The 18,363-nt window shown below is 39.4% G+C and carries 18 protein-coding genes; 17 read left to right on the forward strand and 1 reads right to left on the reverse strand.

Annotation, left to right across the window (positions count from 1 at the left end; translation table 11 throughout):
- Positions 1-70 precede the first annotated feature (70 nt).
- On the reverse strand, positions 71-619 hold the full coding sequence (locus QYB95_RS11795) for a PCYCGC motif-containing (lipo)protein (RefSeq protein ID WP_301138525.1): 549 nt from the start codon (positions 617-619) through the stop codon (positions 71-73).
- Positions 620-793: 174 nt separating this feature from the next.
- On the opposite strand from QYB95_RS11795, the gene QYB95_RS11800 reads away from it, so the two are divergent.
- From QYB95_RS11800 to fliH, 17 genes are all read left to right on the forward strand, one after another.
- A complete protein-coding gene (locus tag QYB95_RS11800) occupies positions 794-1,582 on the forward strand; it encodes a ribonuclease HII (RefSeq protein WP_301138526.1) in 789 nt (262 codons plus the stop codon).
- The gene (locus tag QYB95_RS11805) at positions 1,579-3,486 is read left to right on the forward strand and encodes a hypothetical protein (RefSeq protein ID WP_301138527.1); all 1,908 of its coding nucleotides are present in this window, start codon (positions 1,579-1,581) and stop codon (positions 3,484-3,486) included. Before QYB95_RS11800 ends, QYB95_RS11805 begins: the two co-directional genes overlap by 4 nt.
- On the forward strand, positions 3,483-3,770 hold the full coding sequence (locus QYB95_RS11810) for an EscU/YscU/HrcU family type III secretion system export apparatus switch protein (RefSeq protein ID WP_301138528.1): 288 nt from the start codon (positions 3,483-3,485) through the stop codon (positions 3,768-3,770). The genes QYB95_RS11805 and QYB95_RS11810 overlap by 4 nt, the downstream gene beginning before the upstream one ends.
- A gap of 159 nt (positions 3,771-3,929) precedes the next feature.
- A complete protein-coding gene (gene sucC / locus QYB95_RS11815; protein WP_301138529.1) occupies positions 3,930-5,090 on the forward strand; it encodes an ADP-forming succinate--CoA ligase subunit beta in 1,161 nt (386 codons plus the stop codon).
- A gap of 18 nt (positions 5,091-5,108) precedes the next feature.
- Positions 5,109-6,011, forward strand: coding sequence for a succinate--CoA ligase subunit alpha (gene sucD, locus QYB95_RS11820; protein ID WP_301138530.1), 903 nt, complete (start codon positions 5,109-5,111; stop codon positions 6,009-6,011).
- 116 nt (positions 6,012-6,127) lie between these two features.
- Positions 6,128-7,006 (forward strand): DNA-processing protein DprA, encoded by an 879-nt coding sequence (dprA, locus tag QYB95_RS11825; RefSeq protein ID WP_301138531.1) that lies wholly within the window; start codon positions 6,128-6,130, stop codon positions 7,004-7,006.
- 135 nt (positions 7,007-7,141) lie between these two features.
- Positions 7,142-9,220: a type I DNA topoisomerase gene (topA, locus tag QYB95_RS11830; protein WP_301138532.1), complete on the forward strand. Its 2,079-nt coding sequence runs from the start codon at positions 7,142-7,144 to the stop codon at positions 9,218-9,220.
- A 409-nt stretch (positions 9,221-9,629) separates the two neighbouring features.
- Positions 9,630-10,526 carry a tyrosine recombinase XerC gene (gene xerC, locus QYB95_RS11835; protein ID WP_301138533.1) on the forward strand — a complete coding sequence of 299 codons (897 nt, stop codon included), beginning with the start codon at positions 9,630-9,632 and terminating at the stop codon, positions 10,524-10,526.
- Between the two features lie 17 nt (positions 10,527-10,543).
- Positions 10,544-11,092, forward strand: coding sequence for an ATP-dependent protease subunit HslV (gene hslV / locus QYB95_RS11840; protein ID WP_301138534.1), 549 nt, complete (start codon positions 10,544-10,546; stop codon positions 11,090-11,092).
- Positions 11,089-12,483 carry an ATP-dependent protease ATPase subunit HslU gene (gene hslU / locus QYB95_RS11845; RefSeq protein WP_301138535.1) on the forward strand — a complete coding sequence of 465 codons (1,395 nt, stop codon included), beginning with the start codon at positions 11,089-11,091 and terminating at the stop codon, positions 12,481-12,483. The genes hslV and hslU overlap by 4 nt, the downstream gene beginning before the upstream one ends.
- A gap of 88 nt (positions 12,484-12,571) precedes the next feature.
- Complete coding sequence (gene codY / locus QYB95_RS11850) at positions 12,572-13,351, forward strand: GTP-sensing pleiotropic transcriptional regulator CodY (RefSeq protein WP_301138536.1); 780 nt, start codon at positions 12,572-12,574, stop codon at positions 13,349-13,351.
- A 328-nt stretch (positions 13,352-13,679) separates the two neighbouring features.
- Positions 13,680-14,072 carry a flagellar basal body rod protein FlgB gene (flgB, locus tag QYB95_RS11855; protein WP_301138537.1) on the forward strand — a complete coding sequence of 131 codons (393 nt, stop codon included), beginning with the start codon at positions 13,680-13,682 and terminating at the stop codon, positions 14,070-14,072.
- Between the two features lie 2 nt (positions 14,073-14,074).
- Complete coding sequence (gene flgC, locus QYB95_RS11860; protein ID WP_301138538.1) at positions 14,075-14,530, forward strand: flagellar basal body rod protein FlgC; 456 nt, start codon at positions 14,075-14,077, stop codon at positions 14,528-14,530.
- A gap of 24 nt (positions 14,531-14,554) precedes the next feature.
- Positions 14,555-14,869 carry a flagellar hook-basal body complex protein FliE gene (fliE, locus tag QYB95_RS11865; protein ID WP_301138539.1) on the forward strand — a complete coding sequence of 105 codons (315 nt, stop codon included), beginning with the start codon at positions 14,555-14,557 and terminating at the stop codon, positions 14,867-14,869.
- Positions 14,870-14,971: 102 nt separating this feature from the next.
- A complete protein-coding gene (gene fliF / locus QYB95_RS11870) occupies positions 14,972-16,558 on the forward strand; it encodes a flagellar basal-body MS-ring/collar protein FliF (protein ID WP_301138540.1) in 1,587 nt (528 codons plus the stop codon).
- Positions 16,559-16,573: 15 nt separating this feature from the next.
- Positions 16,574-17,587, forward strand: coding sequence for a flagellar motor switch protein FliG (gene fliG / locus QYB95_RS11875; RefSeq protein WP_036202975.1), 1,014 nt, complete (start codon positions 16,574-16,576; stop codon positions 17,585-17,587).
- Entirely contained in the window at positions 17,571-18,362 is a 792-nt protein-coding gene (fliH, locus tag QYB95_RS11880) for a flagellar assembly protein FliH (protein ID WP_345783717.1), read from the forward strand. Before fliG ends, fliH begins: the two co-directional genes overlap by 17 nt.
- Position 18,363: the final 1 nt, after the last annotated feature.

Raw genomic sequence — 18,363 nt, forward strand, 5'->3', positions numbered from 1 at the left:
ATTGCATATTATCACAAAAGTAAAAGGTGAAGAAAAAACAATTCTGTTTTTTCTCCACCTTTTTAATTGCTTAAGCAGGCATTTCTGTTGGTGTTGGTGCTGCATAACCTTCTTGATATTTCGCATCAATGGCGTTGCGGATTTCTTTTAGGGATTTTCCTTCTTGAGCCATTTGAACGGATTCTACCGCGATTTCTAGGCAGACTAGGCAGCGTGTGCCGTGGTCATCCCACAGAATAGAGCCATCTTCACGAGTTTCTGCTATAAAACAATTCAGGTTGCTGCGATGCCCCACTGATTCCCCGCACCCGCAGTAACAGGGAATCCACTGCAGTATGTCGGTCGCTTTTCCAGCAACTTGATAAACAAGCCGAATATCCTCATTCTGATCATCTAGAAATTTAGGAAGTTCATCTGCTGAAGCAGTTAATTCTTGTATGTCACCGGATGTATGGTTGTGTGTACTATGTGCATCCTCTGTACCAGCATTGTCAATTTGTACATCCGCGGAACTCTCGTGGTTTGCGTGTTCATCCTCGCTATGTTCATCCTTTGCGGAATTCCCGCATGCAGACAATATTAAGACGATACTTGCAAAAAGAGGGAATAGTTTTTTCATATAGATTCCTCCATTCATTTCACTCCCATTATAGACTGAAATTTACCTAATGAACAGGGAACTGTGTTAAGTTGTTAGTAGGGATAAAACATACAGAAGTTATTAAATTCTTCTTTGATATCATGAGAAAAAGCCGATATAAAAAGAGAGAGCATATAGGGAAGTGTCATACATATGGTAAAAACAATAAAAGAAATAACAGTCGCTTTAAACGAAGCGCTAAGGTACGAAGAGTGGATGCGGGCCATTGAAGAGGATGAACGTGCGGGTGTTCAAAAGGTATGGAAGCAATGGAATAATCGCATTGAAAAAGAAAAGAAGAAGCTTGAAGAGCATGAGCGTAAAGTGAAGTTTGATGCGAGCTTCTTATCATCTGCAGAAGATTTGCTAGCCGGCGTTGATGAAGCGGGAAGAGGTCCGCTGGCAGGCCCTGTCGTCACCGCAGCGGTAATATTGCCAAGAAATTATGACAAATTCTTGGGAATTAATGACTCAAAGCAGCTGCCGAAGAAGGCGAGAGAAGAATTTGCAAGCATCATCAAAGAACATGCATTAGCTTATTCCATTCATTTTCAGAGTGCGAAAGTGATAGACGAGCTCAATATTTACGAAGCAACAAGGCAATCCATGAAAAAAAGTGTTGAAAGCTTAAAGATTCGACCAGACTTTTGTATTGTGGATGCTATGAAATTACCGATTGATCTTCCGCAAAGTTCGATCATTAAGGGTGATGCGAAAAGCTTAACCATAGCGGCTGCGTCTATTTTGGCGAAAAATGCAAGGGATGAATATATGGAACAACTACATGGGAAATTCCCTGCTTACGGTTTTGACCAGAACGCTGGTTACGGGACAAAACAGCATTTAGGCGCACTCGAAGAATTCGGTTATATCGAAGAACACCGGAAAAGTTTTGAACCGATCAAATCAATGGTTGAAGCGAAGGGGCGGGTATTCACATGACATCTACATCATTTAACCCAATAGGAATCCAGCAAGGAGCCTTTGAACCGAATCAACCATTAACATTGAAACAAGGTCAAGTGTTTCATGGAACAATCAAGAAGCTCTACCCGGATCAGATGGCGGAAATTCAAGTCGGGCCAAACAAGTTATTTGCCAAGTTAGAAACGCCTTTAAAAGCCGGAGATTCACATTTCTTTCAAGTAACGAACATGAACCCCCAAGCTGAGCTGAAAGTTGTCACAGGGCCAATGCAGCAATCACAAACGACAATCGGCCAGCTTAATCAGTTACTGGAAACGATGAATCTTCCAAAAACTCCGGACATGCAGCAAATGCTTGGTCATTTTATCAAAAACCAACTGCCGCTTTCAAAAGAAGCTTTAATGCAAGCTGAAAACTGGCTGAACAAGTTACCGGAGTCCGTTACAAAACAAGAAGCGTTACACGTAATCCAAAAAATGGCGGAGATGAAACTGCCATTTACAAGCGAAGTATTTAAAGGCTTGATTTTTGGCAATAAAAACAATGGGATGTCTTCAGCAATATCCAATCTAACGACATTGTTAGCCCAGGATACAAGCATTGAACCATCCACGAAATCAAACATCCTGCAACAATTACAAATGATTGCCAAGCCGCTTGATCAAGAAACCGGGGGGATCATCCTATCAAAAACTGTCCAAAATTTGTTGGGCAGCACAGAGACGGATATTAATAAAACACAACTGCTCAATCTACTAAAGAGTGCGGATATCATGCCAAAAAATGCGACAGCAGAAAGTTGGTTATCCCAAAGCTTCAAGCAGCATCAAAACTTATCAAATGAAGCAATGAAACAACCTGTAAGCCAGCTTCTTCAAACCGTCATGACTTCAAAACCTGCAGATGCCAAACAAATGATCCAGCAGGTCCAAACCTGGATTGGCGATCAATCAAATTTATCACAGGAGCAAAAAACACAGTTGTTGCAGCTCGTAAGTCGATTTGAGGCATTGCCTAAAAGTCCGGCTACTATCGAATTGTTTGCCAAACAATTGCATGAACAACTTGTAAAAGCATTCGCAACTCAAACCCAACAGCAGCCAACTAATAATAGTACAGTAAATACGTCACATCATGAACAATTACTTTCCCTGATTAAGCCAGAAGCTGCAAACCCCCAAGTTGCTCAGTCAACTTTCATAAATTTGGCGCGTATAGCTGGAGAATCAAGCTCTTCTACCGTACAAACCATGCAACTGCAAGCAGATGCGGAAGTTATGTCGTCACTTGATGGGAAAATGATGGAACAGGCAATCAAAACAGTTTTAAAAGGCTTGGGAATGAGCTATGAAGCCGGCTTGAATAATAAAATGTCCGATATACAAGAGTTGGCGCAGTCTTTAAAACCGCAGCTTTTATCCCTTATTCAAGATGCCCAAACCCCTTCCACTGTCAGAGAAGCAGCAGATAATATTCTTGCAAGGTTAAACGGGATGCAATTATCGTCAGGAGAAAACGGGCATCAACACCAATTAGTCATGCAAATTCCGTTGCAGTTTTTGGGGAAGCAAACGGAAGCAACTCTGCAATGGAATGGCAGAATGAAGGAAAATGGCAAAATAGACGCAAATTATGCGCGTGTTCTGTTTTATTTAAATATGGAAGCCCTTGAAGAAACCATGGTGGATATGCAGGTCCAAAATCGCATTGTTACAATTCATTTGTATAATAACCAACCGCAGCTCGAAGCACTGGCCGGACCTCTAAAAGAAACTCTAAAAAAAGGACTATTGGACAAGAATTACCAGCTCTCGGGTTTATTTGTGAAAGCATTTGAAGAAACCTCGACTCCTTACGATCTCAAAAAGAAAAACTTTGATGAAACCAAATTGAAGAGTGGAGTTGATATTCGAATATGACCGAAAAGAAGTTTGTCAGAAAAGAAGCAATTGCATTAAATTACAATCCGGAGAGCAATAACAGCCCTACCGTCATTGCAAAAGGGAAGGGGAAAATTGCTGACAATATCATAGAAAAAGCCGCTTTGAATGATATACCTGTATATGAGGACAAAAACCTTGTTGAACTATTGGGAAATCTTGATTTAAACGAAGCGATCCCCGAAGAATTATATGAAGCAGTTGCAGAAGTTTTTGCATTTATCTACCGTCTTGATCGAAAATATGAAACTAAAACAAAATAAAACTTCATGAAACTATAGACGGCGTTGCATAAAATAGATAATATTGTAATAAAATAATCTATTTAAATACATAGGGTACAACGATAGACTTTGTCAGAATATTTGTATAGAATGGGTTATGGTAGAAAAAGTTCTAAAGGTTGGATTGGAGGATGTATCATGAATATCCATGAGTATCAAGGGAAAGAAATCCTTAGAAAGTATGGAGTAACTGTTCCGAATGGAAAAGTTGCATTTTCACCGGAAGAAGCAGTAAAGGTTGCAAAAGAGCTAGGTTCCAATGTAATCGTTGTTAAAGCTCAAATCCACGCTGGTGGACGTGGTAAAGCTGGGGGTGTAAAAATCGCGAAGAATTTGGAGGAAGTCCGAACTTACGCGAAAGAGTTATTGGGGAAAATCCTGGTAACTCACCAAACAGGTCCTGAAGGTAAGGAAGTTAAACGCCTTTACATTGAAGAAGGATCGGATATTAGTAAAGAATATTATTTGAGCTTTGTTCTGGATCGAGCAACTTCCCGAGTGACTCTAATGGGGTCGGAAGAAGGCGGAATGGATATCGAGGAAGTAGCGGAACAGACGCCGGAAAAAATCTTTAAAGAAGTGATCGATCCGGTAACAGGATTGCTTCCATTCCAGGCACGTCGAATGGCATTCAATATGAATATCCCACCAAAGCTTGTTAATAAAGCAGCAAAATTGATGCTGGGATTATATGAAGCATTTGTTGATAAAGATGCTTCGATTCTGGAGATTAACCCGCTTGTTGTTACTGGAAACGACGAGGTGGTAGCTCTTGATGCGAAATTTAACTTCGATGCCAACGGATTATACCGTCATAAAGATATTGTCGAGTTAAGAGATTATGATGAAGAAGATCCAAAAGAAATCGAAGCTTCCAAATACGACCTTAGCTATATCTCGCTGGACGGAAACATTGGCTGTATGGTAAATGGTGCCGGCCTTGCAATGGCTACGATGGATACAATTAGCTATTACGGCGGTAAACCAGCGAACTTCCTTGATGTTGGGGGCGGTGCTACTGCAGAGAAAGTAACGGAAGCATTTAAAATTATTTTATCGGATGCAAATGTAAAAGGAATATTCGTCAACATCTTCGGGGGCATCATGAAATGTGATGTTATAGCAGAAGGGGTAATTACGGCTGCGAAAGAAGTAGGGTTGGAAGTTCCTTTAGTTGTACGTTTGGAAGGAACAAACGTAGAACTGGGTAAAGAATTATTAAATGCGTCTGGTTTAAATATTGTAGCGGCTGACTCAATGGCGGATGGCGCTGAAAAAATTGTGGAGCTCGTAGGTTAAGGAGGCTAATGACAATTCATGAGTGTTTATATTAATGCGGATACAAAAGTAATTGTACAAGGTATTACTGGGGAAACGGCCCTATTCCATACGAAACAAATGCTTGAATATGGGACAAAGATTGTAGCAGGGGTAACACCCGGCAAAGGTGGACAAGTGATTGAAGGTGTCCCTGTATTCAATACAGTTGAAGATGCTGTTAAAGTAACTGGTGCGAATGTTTCGGTAATCTATGTTCCTGCGCCATTTGCAGCGGATGCAATTATGGAAGCGGTGGATGCTGATTTAGATCTAACTATTTGTATTACAGAACACATTCCTGTATTAGACATGGTCAAAGTGAAACGATACATGGAAGGCAAGAAAACACGCCTGGTTGGCCCAAACTGCCCGGGAGTGATCAGTGCGGATGAATGTAAGATCGGGATTATGCCAGGCTATATTCATACAAAGGGTCATGTAGGCGTTGTCTCTCGTTCAGGTACGTTAACATATGAAGCGGTTCATCAATTAACGCAAGCAGGAATTGGTCAATCAACAGCGGTCGGTATTGGTGGGGACCCTGTAAATGGCACGAATTTCATTGATGTACTAAGTGAATTCAATAATGATCCAGAGACTTACGCTGTCGTGATGATTGGTGAAATTGGCGGTACTGCTGAAGAAGAAGCAGCGCAGTGGATTAAAGAGAATATGACAAAGCCAGTGGTTGGATTTATTGGCGGTCAAACTGCACCTCCAGGTAAACGTATGGGACATGCTGGTGCCATCATTTCCGGTGGTAAAGGAACAGCATCAGATAAAATCAAGGCGATGAATGAAGCTGGTATTGAAGTTGCACCTACACCTTCGGTAATTGGTGAAACATTAATTAAGGTTATTAAAGAAAAAGGTCTATACGAACAATGTAAAACGCATTAAAATAAAGGGTGCAGCAATTTAATTTGCTGCACTCTTCCTTTTTATGCGGTCACTTTTTATACCAAGGCCCATGCCTTGTATGTCGAAGAAACTTTCTTCTATTAATAAGGAGTGATATGTTGAATAATTTACAAGAAATCCTCTCGTTTCATTACGTTTATCCTCTTCCCCTGAACAAATTCCACATCCTGATGAAATCAATCGAATCTACGCAAAATCTAATAGAAACTTCACCCGCACAATTAGCTAAAATTCTTGCGATTTCGACAAAAAACGCAGGCGACATACTATCGAAATATCAACAAGTATTAAAAATTAATCTTCTGGACGTATATAATTCATCCTCTATCAAAGCGATTCCCTACACTAGTGATTTCTACCCAAAAGATCTCTATGATTTAATCGACCCGCCAACAATCCTTTATGCAAAAGGGAACATTTCTTTACTCAAGGAACCCAGGAAAATTGCCATTATCGGTTCCAGAAAAGCAACAAATTATTCGAGCCTTGCTATGGAGTATATAGTCCCGCCACTAGTGGAACAAAAAATCGTGATAGTAAGTGGACTTGCAAAGGGGGCGGACAGTTTGGCTCACAGGGCAGCCATTCAGTACGGAGGCAAAACAATTGCGGTGCTGGGACATGGTTTTTCCCATATATATCCGAGGGAAAATAAAGAACTTGCTTGCGAAATAGCCCGGAATCATTTACTTTTAACAGAATATCCTCCATATGTTGGGGTCCAGAAATGGCAATTTCCAATGAGAAATCGTATTATAAGCGGTATCAGCAACGCAATAGTTGTAACAGAGGCTTCTTTAAAAAGTGGTACATTAATCACGACAGAGCATGCCCTAGAACATGGCAAGGATATTTTTGTGGTTCCAGGTCCTATACAAAAAGAACAGTCAAAAGGAACAAATAGTCTACTGCGAGAAGGGGCCATTCCAATTTCAGACGGATATCAAATCATAGAGGAATTAAAATTGTTTTGAAGGTAAATATTGAAAAAAAGTTGCATTCTTATAAAAACTGTTATACATTTTGCAACAGATACATTTTTAGGGTGGTTACCCTTAACGTGTTTAATCAAGATAAACAATTAACCTCTATAAGGGGGAAGAATATAGATGGCAGATTATTTAGTGATAGTAGAATCACCGGCAAAAGCAAAAACAATTGAAAGATATTTAGGGAAGAAATACAAAGTTAAAGCCTCCATTGGCCACGTTCGAGATTTACCGAAAAGCCAAACAGGGATTGATACAGAAAATAATTATGAGCCGAAGTACATTACGATTCGCGGGAAAGGGCCGGTTTTGCAGGATTTAAAGTCGGCAGCGAAAAAAGCAAAGAAAATCTATCTTGCAGCCGATCCCGATCGTGAAGGGGAAGCGATTGCATGGCATCTAGCACAAGCATTGAATATTGAAACAACTTCGGATTGCCGTGTCGTATTCAATGAAATTACCAAAGATGCAATTCTGGAGTCCTTTAAACATCCTCGTCCCATCAATATGGACTTAGTAGATGCACAGCAAGCCAGACGCATTTTGGACAGACTCGTAGGATATAACATTAGTCCAATCCTATGGAAAAAAGTAAAAAAAGGATTATCAGCAGGTCGCGTCCAATCGATTGCACTTCGCTTTATCATCGACCGGGAAGAAGAAATCAAAAACTTTGTACCTGAAGAATACTGGTCGATCGAGGCTAATTTTGAAAAAGGGAAGAAGCAATTTGATGCCTATTATTATGGCAATGGTGAAGAAAAGGTAAAATTGACAAATGAAGAACAAGTTAAGGGTATTTTAAAAGGACTAAAAGGCGATGAGTTCCAAGTCGCAAATGTCGTAAAAAAAGAACGCAAACGTAATGCAGCACCGGCCTTCACAACGTCTTCACTCCAACAGGAAGCGGCTCGAAAATTGAATTTCCGTGCAAAGAAAACAATGATGCTCGCGCAGCAATTATATGAGGGTATTGATATCGGGAAAAAAGAAGGAACTGTAGGGTTAATTACATACATGCGTACAGACTCTACCCGAATATCGGACAGTGCAAAAACGGAAGCGGTCAATTACATTAGCGAAAAATATGGAAAAGACTATGTAGTTGGGGAAACAAAGCAAGCCAAGAAATCTGCAAATGCACAGGATGCCCATGAAGCGATTCGTCCGACAAGTACGATGAGAACACCGGATGAACTGAAGGCTGTATTAAGTCGAGACCAGCTGCGCCTTTATCGACTCATTTGGGAACGTTTTATCGCTAGTCAAATGGCACCTGCGATTTTGGATACAGTTACAGTGGATTTAATAAACGGTGATGTTCAATTCCGTGCAAACGGTTCCCATGTAAAGTTCCCGGGGTTCATGAAGCTTTATATTGAAGGAACGGATGATCAAACAGATGAAACAACGAAACTTCTGCCAGAGATGGAAGTGGGCGATAGAGTTAAGTCACTCGAAATTGAACCGAAGCAGCACTTTACTCAGCCACCCCCACGTTTCACTGAAGCGCGTCTTGTAAAAGAACTTGAGGAAAGAGGCATTGGCCGCCCTTCTACTTACGCACCAACCCTGGATGTTATTCAAAGACGCGGCTATGTCCAAATGGATGCCAAACGATTTGTACCAACCGAGCTTGGAGAAATTGTTCATCAACTCGTATTGGAGTTTTTCCCGGAAATCATCAATATAGAATTTACCGCCAAAATGGAAGAAGATCTCGATCGGATTGAAGAAGGCCAGACCAACTGGGTAAAAATTATAGATGATTTCTACAAAGACTTCGAAAAGCATGTAAAATATGCTGATGAAGAAATGGAGAAAATTGAGATTAAAGACGAACCAGCTGGAGAAGATTGCGAAAATTGCGGTGCTCCCATGGTTTATAAGTTGGGTAGATACGGAAAGTTCATGGCTTGTTCGAATTTCCCTGAATGCCGTAACACAAAAGCGATTATGAAACCGATCGGGGTTAAATGCCCAAGTTGTGATACAGGGGAAATTGTAGAAAGAAAGAGTAAAACAAAACGTCTATTCTATGGATGCAACACTTATCCGGAGTGTGACTTTGTTTCTTGGGATAAGCCAATTAGCAGGCCTTGTCCAAAATGCAGTTCGCTATTAGTTGAGAAAAAAATCAAGAAAGGCGTTCAAATCCAATGTACAAAATGTGATTATGAAGAAGCGCCTTCTCAATGAGAACGATGACGGATATTAAATTGCTTTTAGCCTGCGATTTAACAATAATTCTAAATTTTGAGAATTCTCAAACGATATAATTGCTTAATGCCTCATTAAATTGTTATAATTTATGAGGCATTTTCTTTTTGCAGCACGGCAGGAGATCAATACATTGCCAAATAAGGGATAAATTGTATGGTTTTAAGCCGTTTGCGAATAAGGTATTAAGGGTTCACATAATTTTTACAATTTTTATTTACTAAATACTTGATATCTTTCCAAGATAGGTTTAGTGTCATAATGGATGTTTTCAATATTCTACATTAAATTTGAAATTTCGTGAAAATGAGAAAAGATTCATATGCCCTTAATGGCATTTATAAGTACACTACTTTTTTCATGTAATTCATTGGAGGTGTTTTGCGATTTGTTTCTAACATTTGCAGAAAGCCTGGATAAGTTTCTCAAGTATATCCAACTCGAAAAAAACTTCTCGGTACATACTGTAAGAGAATATGAGTTTGATTTAAAGGATTTTCTAAACTTTTTAGAATCTGAAGGTATCTCAAATCTCGAAGAAGTTGAATATATTCATGCAAGGGTATATGTAACAAAGCTTTATGATGAAAAGAAAGCAAGAAATTCAATTTCTAGAAAGATTTCTTCCATACGTTCTTTTTTCAAATACTTGAATCGTGAGTACAACTTAGATGATTCATCATTCCGTTCACTATACCACCCCAAAAAAGAGAAGCGATTGCCCAATTTCTTCTATGAAGAAGAGCTTTCACAATTATTTGAAAGAAATATTGGACAGGATGATAAGTCCGTTCGAAATATGGCGTTGTTGGAATTGCTGTACGCAACAGGGATTCGGGTAAGTGAGTGTACCTCAATCGAAGTGGAAGATGTCGACTTTCACTATTCAATTATTCGAGTAATGGGGAAGGGCAGAAAAGAGAGGATTATTCCTTTTGGACAGTATGCTCACGAGGCTTTAAGCAATTATATGGAAGTCCGTAAGAAGCTGATGAAAAATCAAAATCATAAAAAACTCTTTGTGAATATGCGCGGTGGAGAACTTACTTCCCGCGGTGTACGTTATATACTTGATGAAATGATCAAAAATGCATCAATGCACACGAAAATCTATCCACATATGTTGAGACATTCTTTTGCTACTCATCTATTAAACCAGGGAGCCGATCTAAGAACGGTTCAAGAACTTCTTGGCCATGCGAATTTGTCGTCAACGCAAGTCTACACACATGTTACGAAAGAACATCTTCGAAATACTTATATGAATACTCATCCGAGAGCGTGATTATAGGAGGAATGAAAATGGAACAATTCCATGCAACTACCATATTTGCTATTCACCACAAAGGAAAATGTGCGATGGCGGGTGATGGGCAAGTTACATTAGGAAATTCGGTTGTCATGAAACATACTGCTAGAAAGGTCAGACGTCTATTCAATGATAAAGTGCTAGCCGGATTTGCAGGATCGGTAGCTGACGCTTTCACGTTATTTGAAATGTTTGAATCGAAGCTCAATGAATTTGATGGAAACTTGCAGCGAGCGGCAGTAGAGGTTGCGAAACAATGGCGTGGAGATAAAATGCTCCGTCAGCTGGAAGCATTGCTTTTGGTGATGGACGAGTCCACACTATTGTTGGTATCTGGTACAGGGGAAGTCATTGAACCGGATGATGGCATTTTAGCGATAGGCTCGGGCGGTAATTATGCATTATCTGCAGGACGGGCACTAAAGCAATACTCCGGCGAGCATCTAACGGCAAGCCAAATTGCGAAAGCTGCTTTAACAATAGCTGCTGATATCTGTGTTTATACTAACCATAATATTGTAGTGGAGGCGCTTGAAGAATGACAAAACAAAATTTAACGCCAAGACAGATTACCGAACAGTTAAATCGTAACATTGTTGGACAGAATAATGCAAAGCGGGCAGTAGCTATTGCTTTGCGAAATAGATATCGACGCTCCCTGTTAAGCGAGGAGCTGCAAAACGAAATTATTCCAAAAAACATCCTGATGATTGGTCCAACAGGTGTTGGTAAAACGGAAATTGCTCGCAGGATTGCAAAGTTGACAAATGCACCATTCATTAAAGTGGAAGCTACTAAGTTTACTGAAGTAGGTTATGTTGGGCGCGATGTTGAATCGATGGTCCGTGATCTAGTTGAAAGCTCTAGAAGACTCGTTAAAGATGAAATGATGGAATCTGTAAAAGATACTGCAGAGCAAAATGCAAATGAGAAATTAGTGAAACTGCTTGTTCCATCTAAAGTCAAAACGAAAATGGCCCAAAACCCACTGGAAATGCTTTTTGGCCAAAATAACAACAACACGGAAGAAGAGAGAACGGAAGAAGAATCGGCAACCCGTTCAAAGCGTTCCCAAGTTTCTGAAGACTTAAAAGCGGGTAAACTTGAAGAAGAATGGGTGACGGTTGAGGTTACTGAACAAACGACTCCATTTCTAGATTTAATGCCTGGTATGGGTATGGATATGGGGTCAACTGGAATGCAGGATATGCTTTCGAGCCTGATGCCCAAGAAAACGAAGAAACGCAAAATGAAAGTCAAGGATGCACGACGTGTACTGATTATAGAAGAAGCAAATAAGTTAATTGATTCCGATGAATTAGCTCAGGAAGCCATCCGACGTGCAGAACAGTCCGGCATTATTTTTATTGATGAAATCGATAAAATTGCCAGCCGCGGCTCAAGTTCGGCAGATGTGTCGCGCGAAGGTGTACAAAGAGATATTTTACCGATTGTCGAAGGGTCGACTGTTACGACGAAATATGGCCCAGTTAAAACTGATTTTATGCTCTTTATCGCAGCAGGTGCATTCCATATGTCTAAACCAAGCGACTTAATTCCTGAGTTGCAGGGACGATTCCCGATTCGTGTCGAATTAGATAAGTTGACGAAAGAGGACTTTATACGAATTCTGAGAGAGCCGGATCAATCACTTATTTTGCAGTATAAAGCCTTGTTGGAAACAGAAGGTGTAACGATAGAATTTACGGATGATGCGATTGAAAGAATTGCTGAAATTGCTACGGAAGTAAATCAAGAGACGGACAATATCGGAGCAAGAAGGCTGCATACCATTCTTGAGCGCCTACTAGAGGAATTATCATTTGAAGCATCTGAAATTTCACCTGCACATATTGAAATTACACCTGTATATGTAGACAAAAAACTCGAAAAAATATCAAAAAACAAAGATTTGTCACAATTTATCTTATAATTCGAGTGGAATTAGTTACAATAAATTGTAGAAACCTTTAGAATATTAAGTGAATATTATAAGCACCCTTTAGGAGGATATTTTTAAAATGAATTTATTAGCAAAAACACGTAAGATTAACTCGATGCTCCAAGCGTCAGCGGGGAAGCCGGTTAACTTTAAAGAAATGGCAGACACTCTTGGTGATATTATAGATAGCAATACATTTATCGTAAGTCGTAAAGGAAAGCTGCTAGGCATTTCAATCCACCAGCAAATTGAAAACGCGCGTATTCAAAAAATGGTAGAAGAGCGCCAGTTCCCGGAAGATTATGCACAGCATCTGTTTGAAATTACTGAAACTTCACCTAATATTGACATCAACAGCGAACATACTATCTTCCCTACTGAAAACCGTGACCTATTCAAAAATGGTTTAACGACAATTGTTCCTATTATCGGTGGAGGAGAGCGTTTAGGTACTCTTATCCTGGGAAGATTAACAGAAAGCTTTGAAGATGATGATTTAATCTTGGCCGAGTATGGAGCAACTGTAGTAGGTATGGAAATCCTTCGCGAGAAATCGGAAGAAATCGAAGAAGAAGCTCGTAGCAAAGCTGTCGTGCAAATGGCGATCAATTCATTATCATATAGTGAGTTGGAAGCAATTGAGCATATTTTTGAAGAGCTGGACGGTAATGAGGGATTGCTTGTTGCGTCAAAAATTGCTGACCGTGTAGGAATAACTCGTTCTGTAATCGTAAATGCTTTACGTAAATTAGAGTCAGCTGGTGTCATTGAATCTAGATCTTTAGGGATGAAAGGTACTTACATTAAAGTATTGAATGATAAGTTCTTAACTGCGTTAGCTGAAATAAAGATGAAATAATTATGAAATAAAAATAATAGTTCTGTCATGTAGGGTGACGGAACTTTATTTTTTTTGTCTAAAATATTATACATAATTTACTGGTCGCAATTTACTAGTTAATAATAGATAATATCTTTAATTTGGAATTTTAATAGTTTCCTTTGTCGAAATAGTGGAAAATGTGAAGAATTGTGAATGGATATAAGACTAAATTACGAAAAAATAGGTCCTATTAACTATTAAAAAACTAAAAATGTTAATAGACACTTTGTAGTATTATAATTTAAAATTAAGTTATCGAAATGAAATATAATGTAATATAAAAATAGATTTTGAGGTGAAGAGCTTGAACCTTTTCGGAGGAACAATCAGTAAACTTGAAAGTGGACTGAATTATGCTTCGTTAAAAAATAAAACAATCGCTCAGAATATTGCGAATGTAGATACGCCTAATTATAAGGCGAAAAATGTCAGTTTTGAGAAAATGTTGTCAGATGCAAAAAAGTCGACAATTTCTGCGACGCGGACAGATATTCGACACTATGATTTTGAAATTACGCAATCTGCGCCAGGTGTATATAGTTACGAAAACTTTAACTACCGCAGTAATGGAAATGGTGTTGATATGGATACTGAACAAGCTAATTTAGCAGAAAATACAATCTACTATAATGCTTTGGTAGAACGCATTTCCAGTAAATTCAATTCTTTGAACACAGTCATTAAAGGAGGTAGATAAGTATGTCAATATTCTCAAGCATGAATACAACTGCCTCGGCATTAACAGCGCAACGTTTAAGAATGGATGTCATTTCTTCAAATATCGCAAACGTTGATACTACTCGAGCGAAACAGGTAGATGGCCAATGGGAACCGTATCGCCGCAAATCTGTAACATTGACGGAAGATAATGGACAATTCTCAAGTTTCCTGAACCAGGCAATGGGAAAAGAACAAAACGCCGGAAATGGTGTTAAGGTCACAAAGATTAACGATGATACACAGACACCTTTCAAATTGGTTTATAATCCCGCACATCCGGACGCGAACGAAGATGGGTATGTTGAAATGCCCAATGTAGATCTTCTAACAGAGATGGTGGATCTAGTCTCTGCAACCCGCTCTTATGAGGCAAATGTAACAGTATTGAATGCAAGTAAATCAATGCTCACAAAAGCACTGGAAATTGGTAAATAAGTTTAAATGAAAGGATGAGTCGATTTGGCAATTAATCCAGTATCTTTATCTGCTGCAAATACGCAGACAATAGATGAAACAAGTAAATTAAAGGCCGCTGCCACGCCGTTTGAGGCCCAGCAATCTTTTGCAAATACATTAAAAGATGCGATTGCTTCTGTTAACAATCAACAAGTTCAATCAGATGCAATGACACAAAAACTGATCAATGGTGAAGATGTTGATCTACATGAAGTCATGATTACTGCTCAAAAAGCGGGTGTAACTTTAAATGCAACATTGGAAGTTCGCAATAAGGCAATTGAAGCATACCAAGAAATAATGCGGATGAGTATTTAACTTCATTTAGCAACTCTTTATCTGCACCATCAACTTACGTGAGGTGAATAGTACTTATAGTAAGTGGAAAAGGGTGTATACACAAAAATCGGGGGATAGCTAATGAATGAACGTTTTACAAAAGTAAAGAGCGACTCAACTCAATTTTGGAAGAGTCGTACGAAGAAACAAAAGGTTGCAATTATTGGAACATTAATCGGTGTAATTGCACTTGCAACAATCCTTACATATTTCTCAACGAGAACAAAGATGGTACCTCTTTTTACAGAATTATCTGCAACAGAAGCTGGTGAAATAGCAGAGGTATTAACTGCCCAAGGCGTTACATATGAAATTGCTCCTGGCGGTACTAATATTCTAGTACCGGAAGAGCAAGTAGATACATTAACCGTATCACTTGCTGCACAAGGCTACCCTGAGTCTGGAGAGATCAACAATTCCTTCTTCACATCAAACGCGGGATTCGGGATGACTGACAATGAATTTAATGTCATCAAGCTTGCTGCTACACAAACTGAGTTGGCAAATTTGATCAAACAAATTGATGGTGTGAAAAATGCAAATGTCATGATCAATATGCCTGAACAAGGTGTATTTGTTAGTGATACCGGGATGGAGGCTAGTGTATCCATCGTTTTGGATACTGAACCCGGCCACCAGTTTTCAAGTGAACAAATTGCAACTTTATATAATTTGGTTTCTAAGAGTATTCCGAATTTAAGTCAGGATAACATTGTCATTACAAATCAATACTCGGAGTACTTCGATTTAGAATCTGCGTCAGCTTCTAACTCGGTTGAAACTGTCGAAGGACAAATGCAAGTAAAGAAAACGATTGAACGAGATTTGCAAAGACAAGTTCAACAAATGCTCGGCACCCTGATGGGAAATGATAAAGTTGTAGTTTCCGTGACAACAGATATCGACTTTAAACAAGAGACGCGTCAAGAAAAACTTGTCGAGCCTGTGAATGAAGAAAATATGGAAGGAATCGAGATCAGTGCCCAGCGGATTACTGAATCGTATTCCGGAGTAGATGCCGCATCCGGCGTGCCAGAGGCTGAAACCGGAACAGATAACATGACTTATAGAGGAGTTACGAGCGGTGATGGAGACTACGAGAGAGTAGAAGAGACGATTAACAAAGACGTGAATCGTATAACAAAGGATATTCAAGAAAGTCCATACAAAGTACGTGATATCGGAATTCAAGTTATGGTAGAGCCCCCAGTAGCTGATGATGCTGCCTCACTTTCTGATGACGTAAGAAACGACATTGAGCAGATTCTATCAACTATTGTTCGTACAACAATTGATAAAGAAGCTGCAGGGGACTTAACAGACGAGCAGATTGGCGAAAAAGTAGTTGTTTCAGTTCAGCCATTCTACGGTAATGATGCACCTACAGCTGAAGAAACACCAACCATTCCTTGGTGGGTTTGGGTAATTGGCGGAATTTTGGTAGCAGTCATTTTATTGCTTGTATTCTTTATTGTTCGTTCAAGAAAACAAAGAAAAAATGAAGAAGAGCTTACAATTATTGAAGAACAAGAAGAACTAAGAGTAAATGATATTAATGAAGAAAAAGAAACTGAAGGAACAATCCGCCGTAAACAGCTTGAAAAAATGGCGAAAGAAAAACCTGAAGACTTTGCAAAACTATTACGCAGTTGGATTACCGAAGATTAATGGGGGTGTTCGAGCATGTCCAAAAAAGAAAAAGAACTAACAGGAAAGCAAAAGGCAGCATTACTGTTAATTTCTTTAGGGCCAGAAGTTTCTGCTTCTGTATACAAACATTTAAATGAAGAGGAAATCGAACGTCTTACGTTGGAAATCTCAAGTGTCAAAAAGGTTGAACCCGGTATAAAGGAAGATATTATTGAAGAATTCCATCATATCGCACTAGCGCAAGACTATATTTCTCAAGGTGGAATAGGATACGCCAAAACGGTATTGGAAAAAGCTTTGGGACAAGATCAAGCACAGGCGATTATTAATCGCCTAACTTCCTCTTTGCAAGTACGTCCTTTTGATTTTGCAAGGAAAGCGGATCCTGGACAAATCTTTAACTTTATCCAGAATGAACACCCTCAGACGATTGCATTAATTTTATCTTATTTGGACCCTGGACAAGCGGGTGTCATTTTGTCGTCCTTGCCGCAGGAGGTTCAGGCAGACATAGCAAAACGTATTGCGGTGATGGATTCGACTTCTCCTGAAGTCATCAGTGAAATCGAATCGATACTTGAACGCAAATTATCATCTACAGTTACACAGGATTATACAGAAACTGGTGGGGTAGATGCAGTTGTCGATGTGTTAAATGGAGTAGACCGCCAAACAGAAAAAACAATTCTCGATGCGCTGGAAATCCAGGATCCTGAACTGGCTGAAGAAATTAAAAAGAGAATGTTCGTCTTCGAAGATATTGTTACATTGGACAACCGTTCAATTCAGCGAGTTATTCGCGATTGTGAAAATGAAGATTTACTTCTTTCCATGAAAGTAAGTAGTGAAGAAGTAAAAGATATATTATTCCGAAATATGTCGCAGCGTATGGCCGATACATTCAAAGAAGAGATGGAAATTATGGGTCCGGTTCGCTTACGGGATGTAGAGGAAGCGCAGTCAAGAATTGTGGGCGTTATTCGCCGCTTGGAAGATGCTGGAGAGATCATCATAGCCCGTGGTGGAGGAGATGACGTCATTGTCTAGAATCATCCGCTCAAGCAATACGGTTCAGCAGAATGAAAAGCAAGTGGAAATACAGCTTCGAAATTTGTTTAAAGTTGATTTTGATGGAGAAGAAAATGATCAAGATACAACTACAACAATGGATGAGATTTATGCAAAAAGAGACCAAATATTATCCGCTGCGGCATCGGAGATCGAATCACAAAGACAAGAATTTGAACAGTATCGACAAGAACAATTAGAAATGTTGGAACAGCTAAAAAAAATGTGGGAAGAAGAAAAACTTGTTTTGGAGCAAAATGCTTATGAACAAGGTTTTCAGCAAGGCTATGAAGAAGGTCTGAAAAAAGCCCATGGGGATATGGCAGAATCCTTATCTGTTGCTAACAAAGTAATTGAGGATTCCCGCTCTATGGCACAAAACTATATAGAGGAGCAAGAGCAAGTCATATTGGAACTTGCTCTTACGGCTTCTGAAAGAATTATTGGTGCATCGCTGGAGAGGGATGATGAGGTCTTCCTATCGATTGTGAAAAGAGGCCTCAAAGAAGCAAGAGAGATGAAAGAAATCAAAATCTATGTATCACCAACTTACCATCATTTAATTACGCAACATCGAAGCGAACTAGTGGAGATGTTCCCAACGGATGTACCACTATTGGTTTTTGTTGACGAGGACTTAAAACAGACAGAATGCTTTATAGAAACCAACCATGGCCGGATCGTGGTATCGATTGACGAACAATTAAGCGAACTTCGTTTAAAACTGAGTGAAATTTTAGACAGTAAGGAATGAT

The sequence above is a fragment of the Ureibacillus aquaedulcis genome (genome assembly GCF_030418165.1).
GTDB lineage: Bacteria > Bacillota > Bacilli > Bacillales_A > Planococcaceae > Ureibacillus > Ureibacillus aquaedulcis.

Coding starts and splice junctions, on each gene's coding strand:
- QYB95_RS11795 (WP_301138525.1), bottom strand. CDS start 619: ATGAAAAAACTATTCCCTCTTTTTGCAAGTATCGTCTTAATATTGTCT.
- QYB95_RS11800 (WP_301138526.1), top strand. CDS start 794: ATGGTAAAAACAATAAAAGAAATAACAGTCGCTTTAAACGAAGCGCTA.
- QYB95_RS11805 (WP_301138527.1), top strand. CDS start 1,579: ATGACATCTACATCATTTAACCCAATAGGAATCCAGCAAGGAGCCTTT.
- QYB95_RS11810 (WP_301138528.1), top strand. CDS start 3,483: ATGACCGAAAAGAAGTTTGTCAGAAAAGAAGCAATTGCATTAAATTAC.
- sucC (WP_301138529.1), top strand. CDS start 3,930: ATGAATATCCATGAGTATCAAGGGAAAGAAATCCTTAGAAAGTATGGA.
- sucD (WP_301138530.1), top strand. CDS start 5,109: ATGAGTGTTTATATTAATGCGGATACAAAAGTAATTGTACAAGGTATT.
- dprA (WP_301138531.1), top strand. CDS start 6,128: ATGTTGAATAATTTACAAGAAATCCTCTCGTTTCATTACGTTTATCCT.
- topA (WP_301138532.1), top strand. CDS start 7,142: ATGGCAGATTATTTAGTGATAGTAGAATCACCGGCAAAAGCAAAAACA.
- hslV (WP_301138534.1), top strand. CDS start 10,544: ATGGAACAATTCCATGCAACTACCATATTTGCTATTCACCACAAAGGA.
- hslU (WP_301138535.1), top strand. CDS start 11,089: ATGACAAAACAAAATTTAACGCCAAGACAGATTACCGAACAGTTAAAT.
- codY (WP_301138536.1), top strand. CDS start 12,572: ATGAATTTATTAGCAAAAACACGTAAGATTAACTCGATGCTCCAAGCG.
- flgC (WP_301138538.1), top strand. CDS start 14,075: ATGTCAATATTCTCAAGCATGAATACAACTGCCTCGGCATTAACAGCG.
- fliF (WP_301138540.1), top strand. CDS start 14,972: ATGAATGAACGTTTTACAAAAGTAAAGAGCGACTCAACTCAATTTTGG.
- fliG (WP_036202975.1), top strand. CDS start 16,574: ATGTCCAAAAAAGAAAAAGAACTAACAGGAAAGCAAAAGGCAGCATTA.
- fliH (WP_345783717.1), top strand. CDS start 17,571: ATGACGTCATTGTCTAGAATCATCCGCTCAAGCAATACGGTTCAGCAG.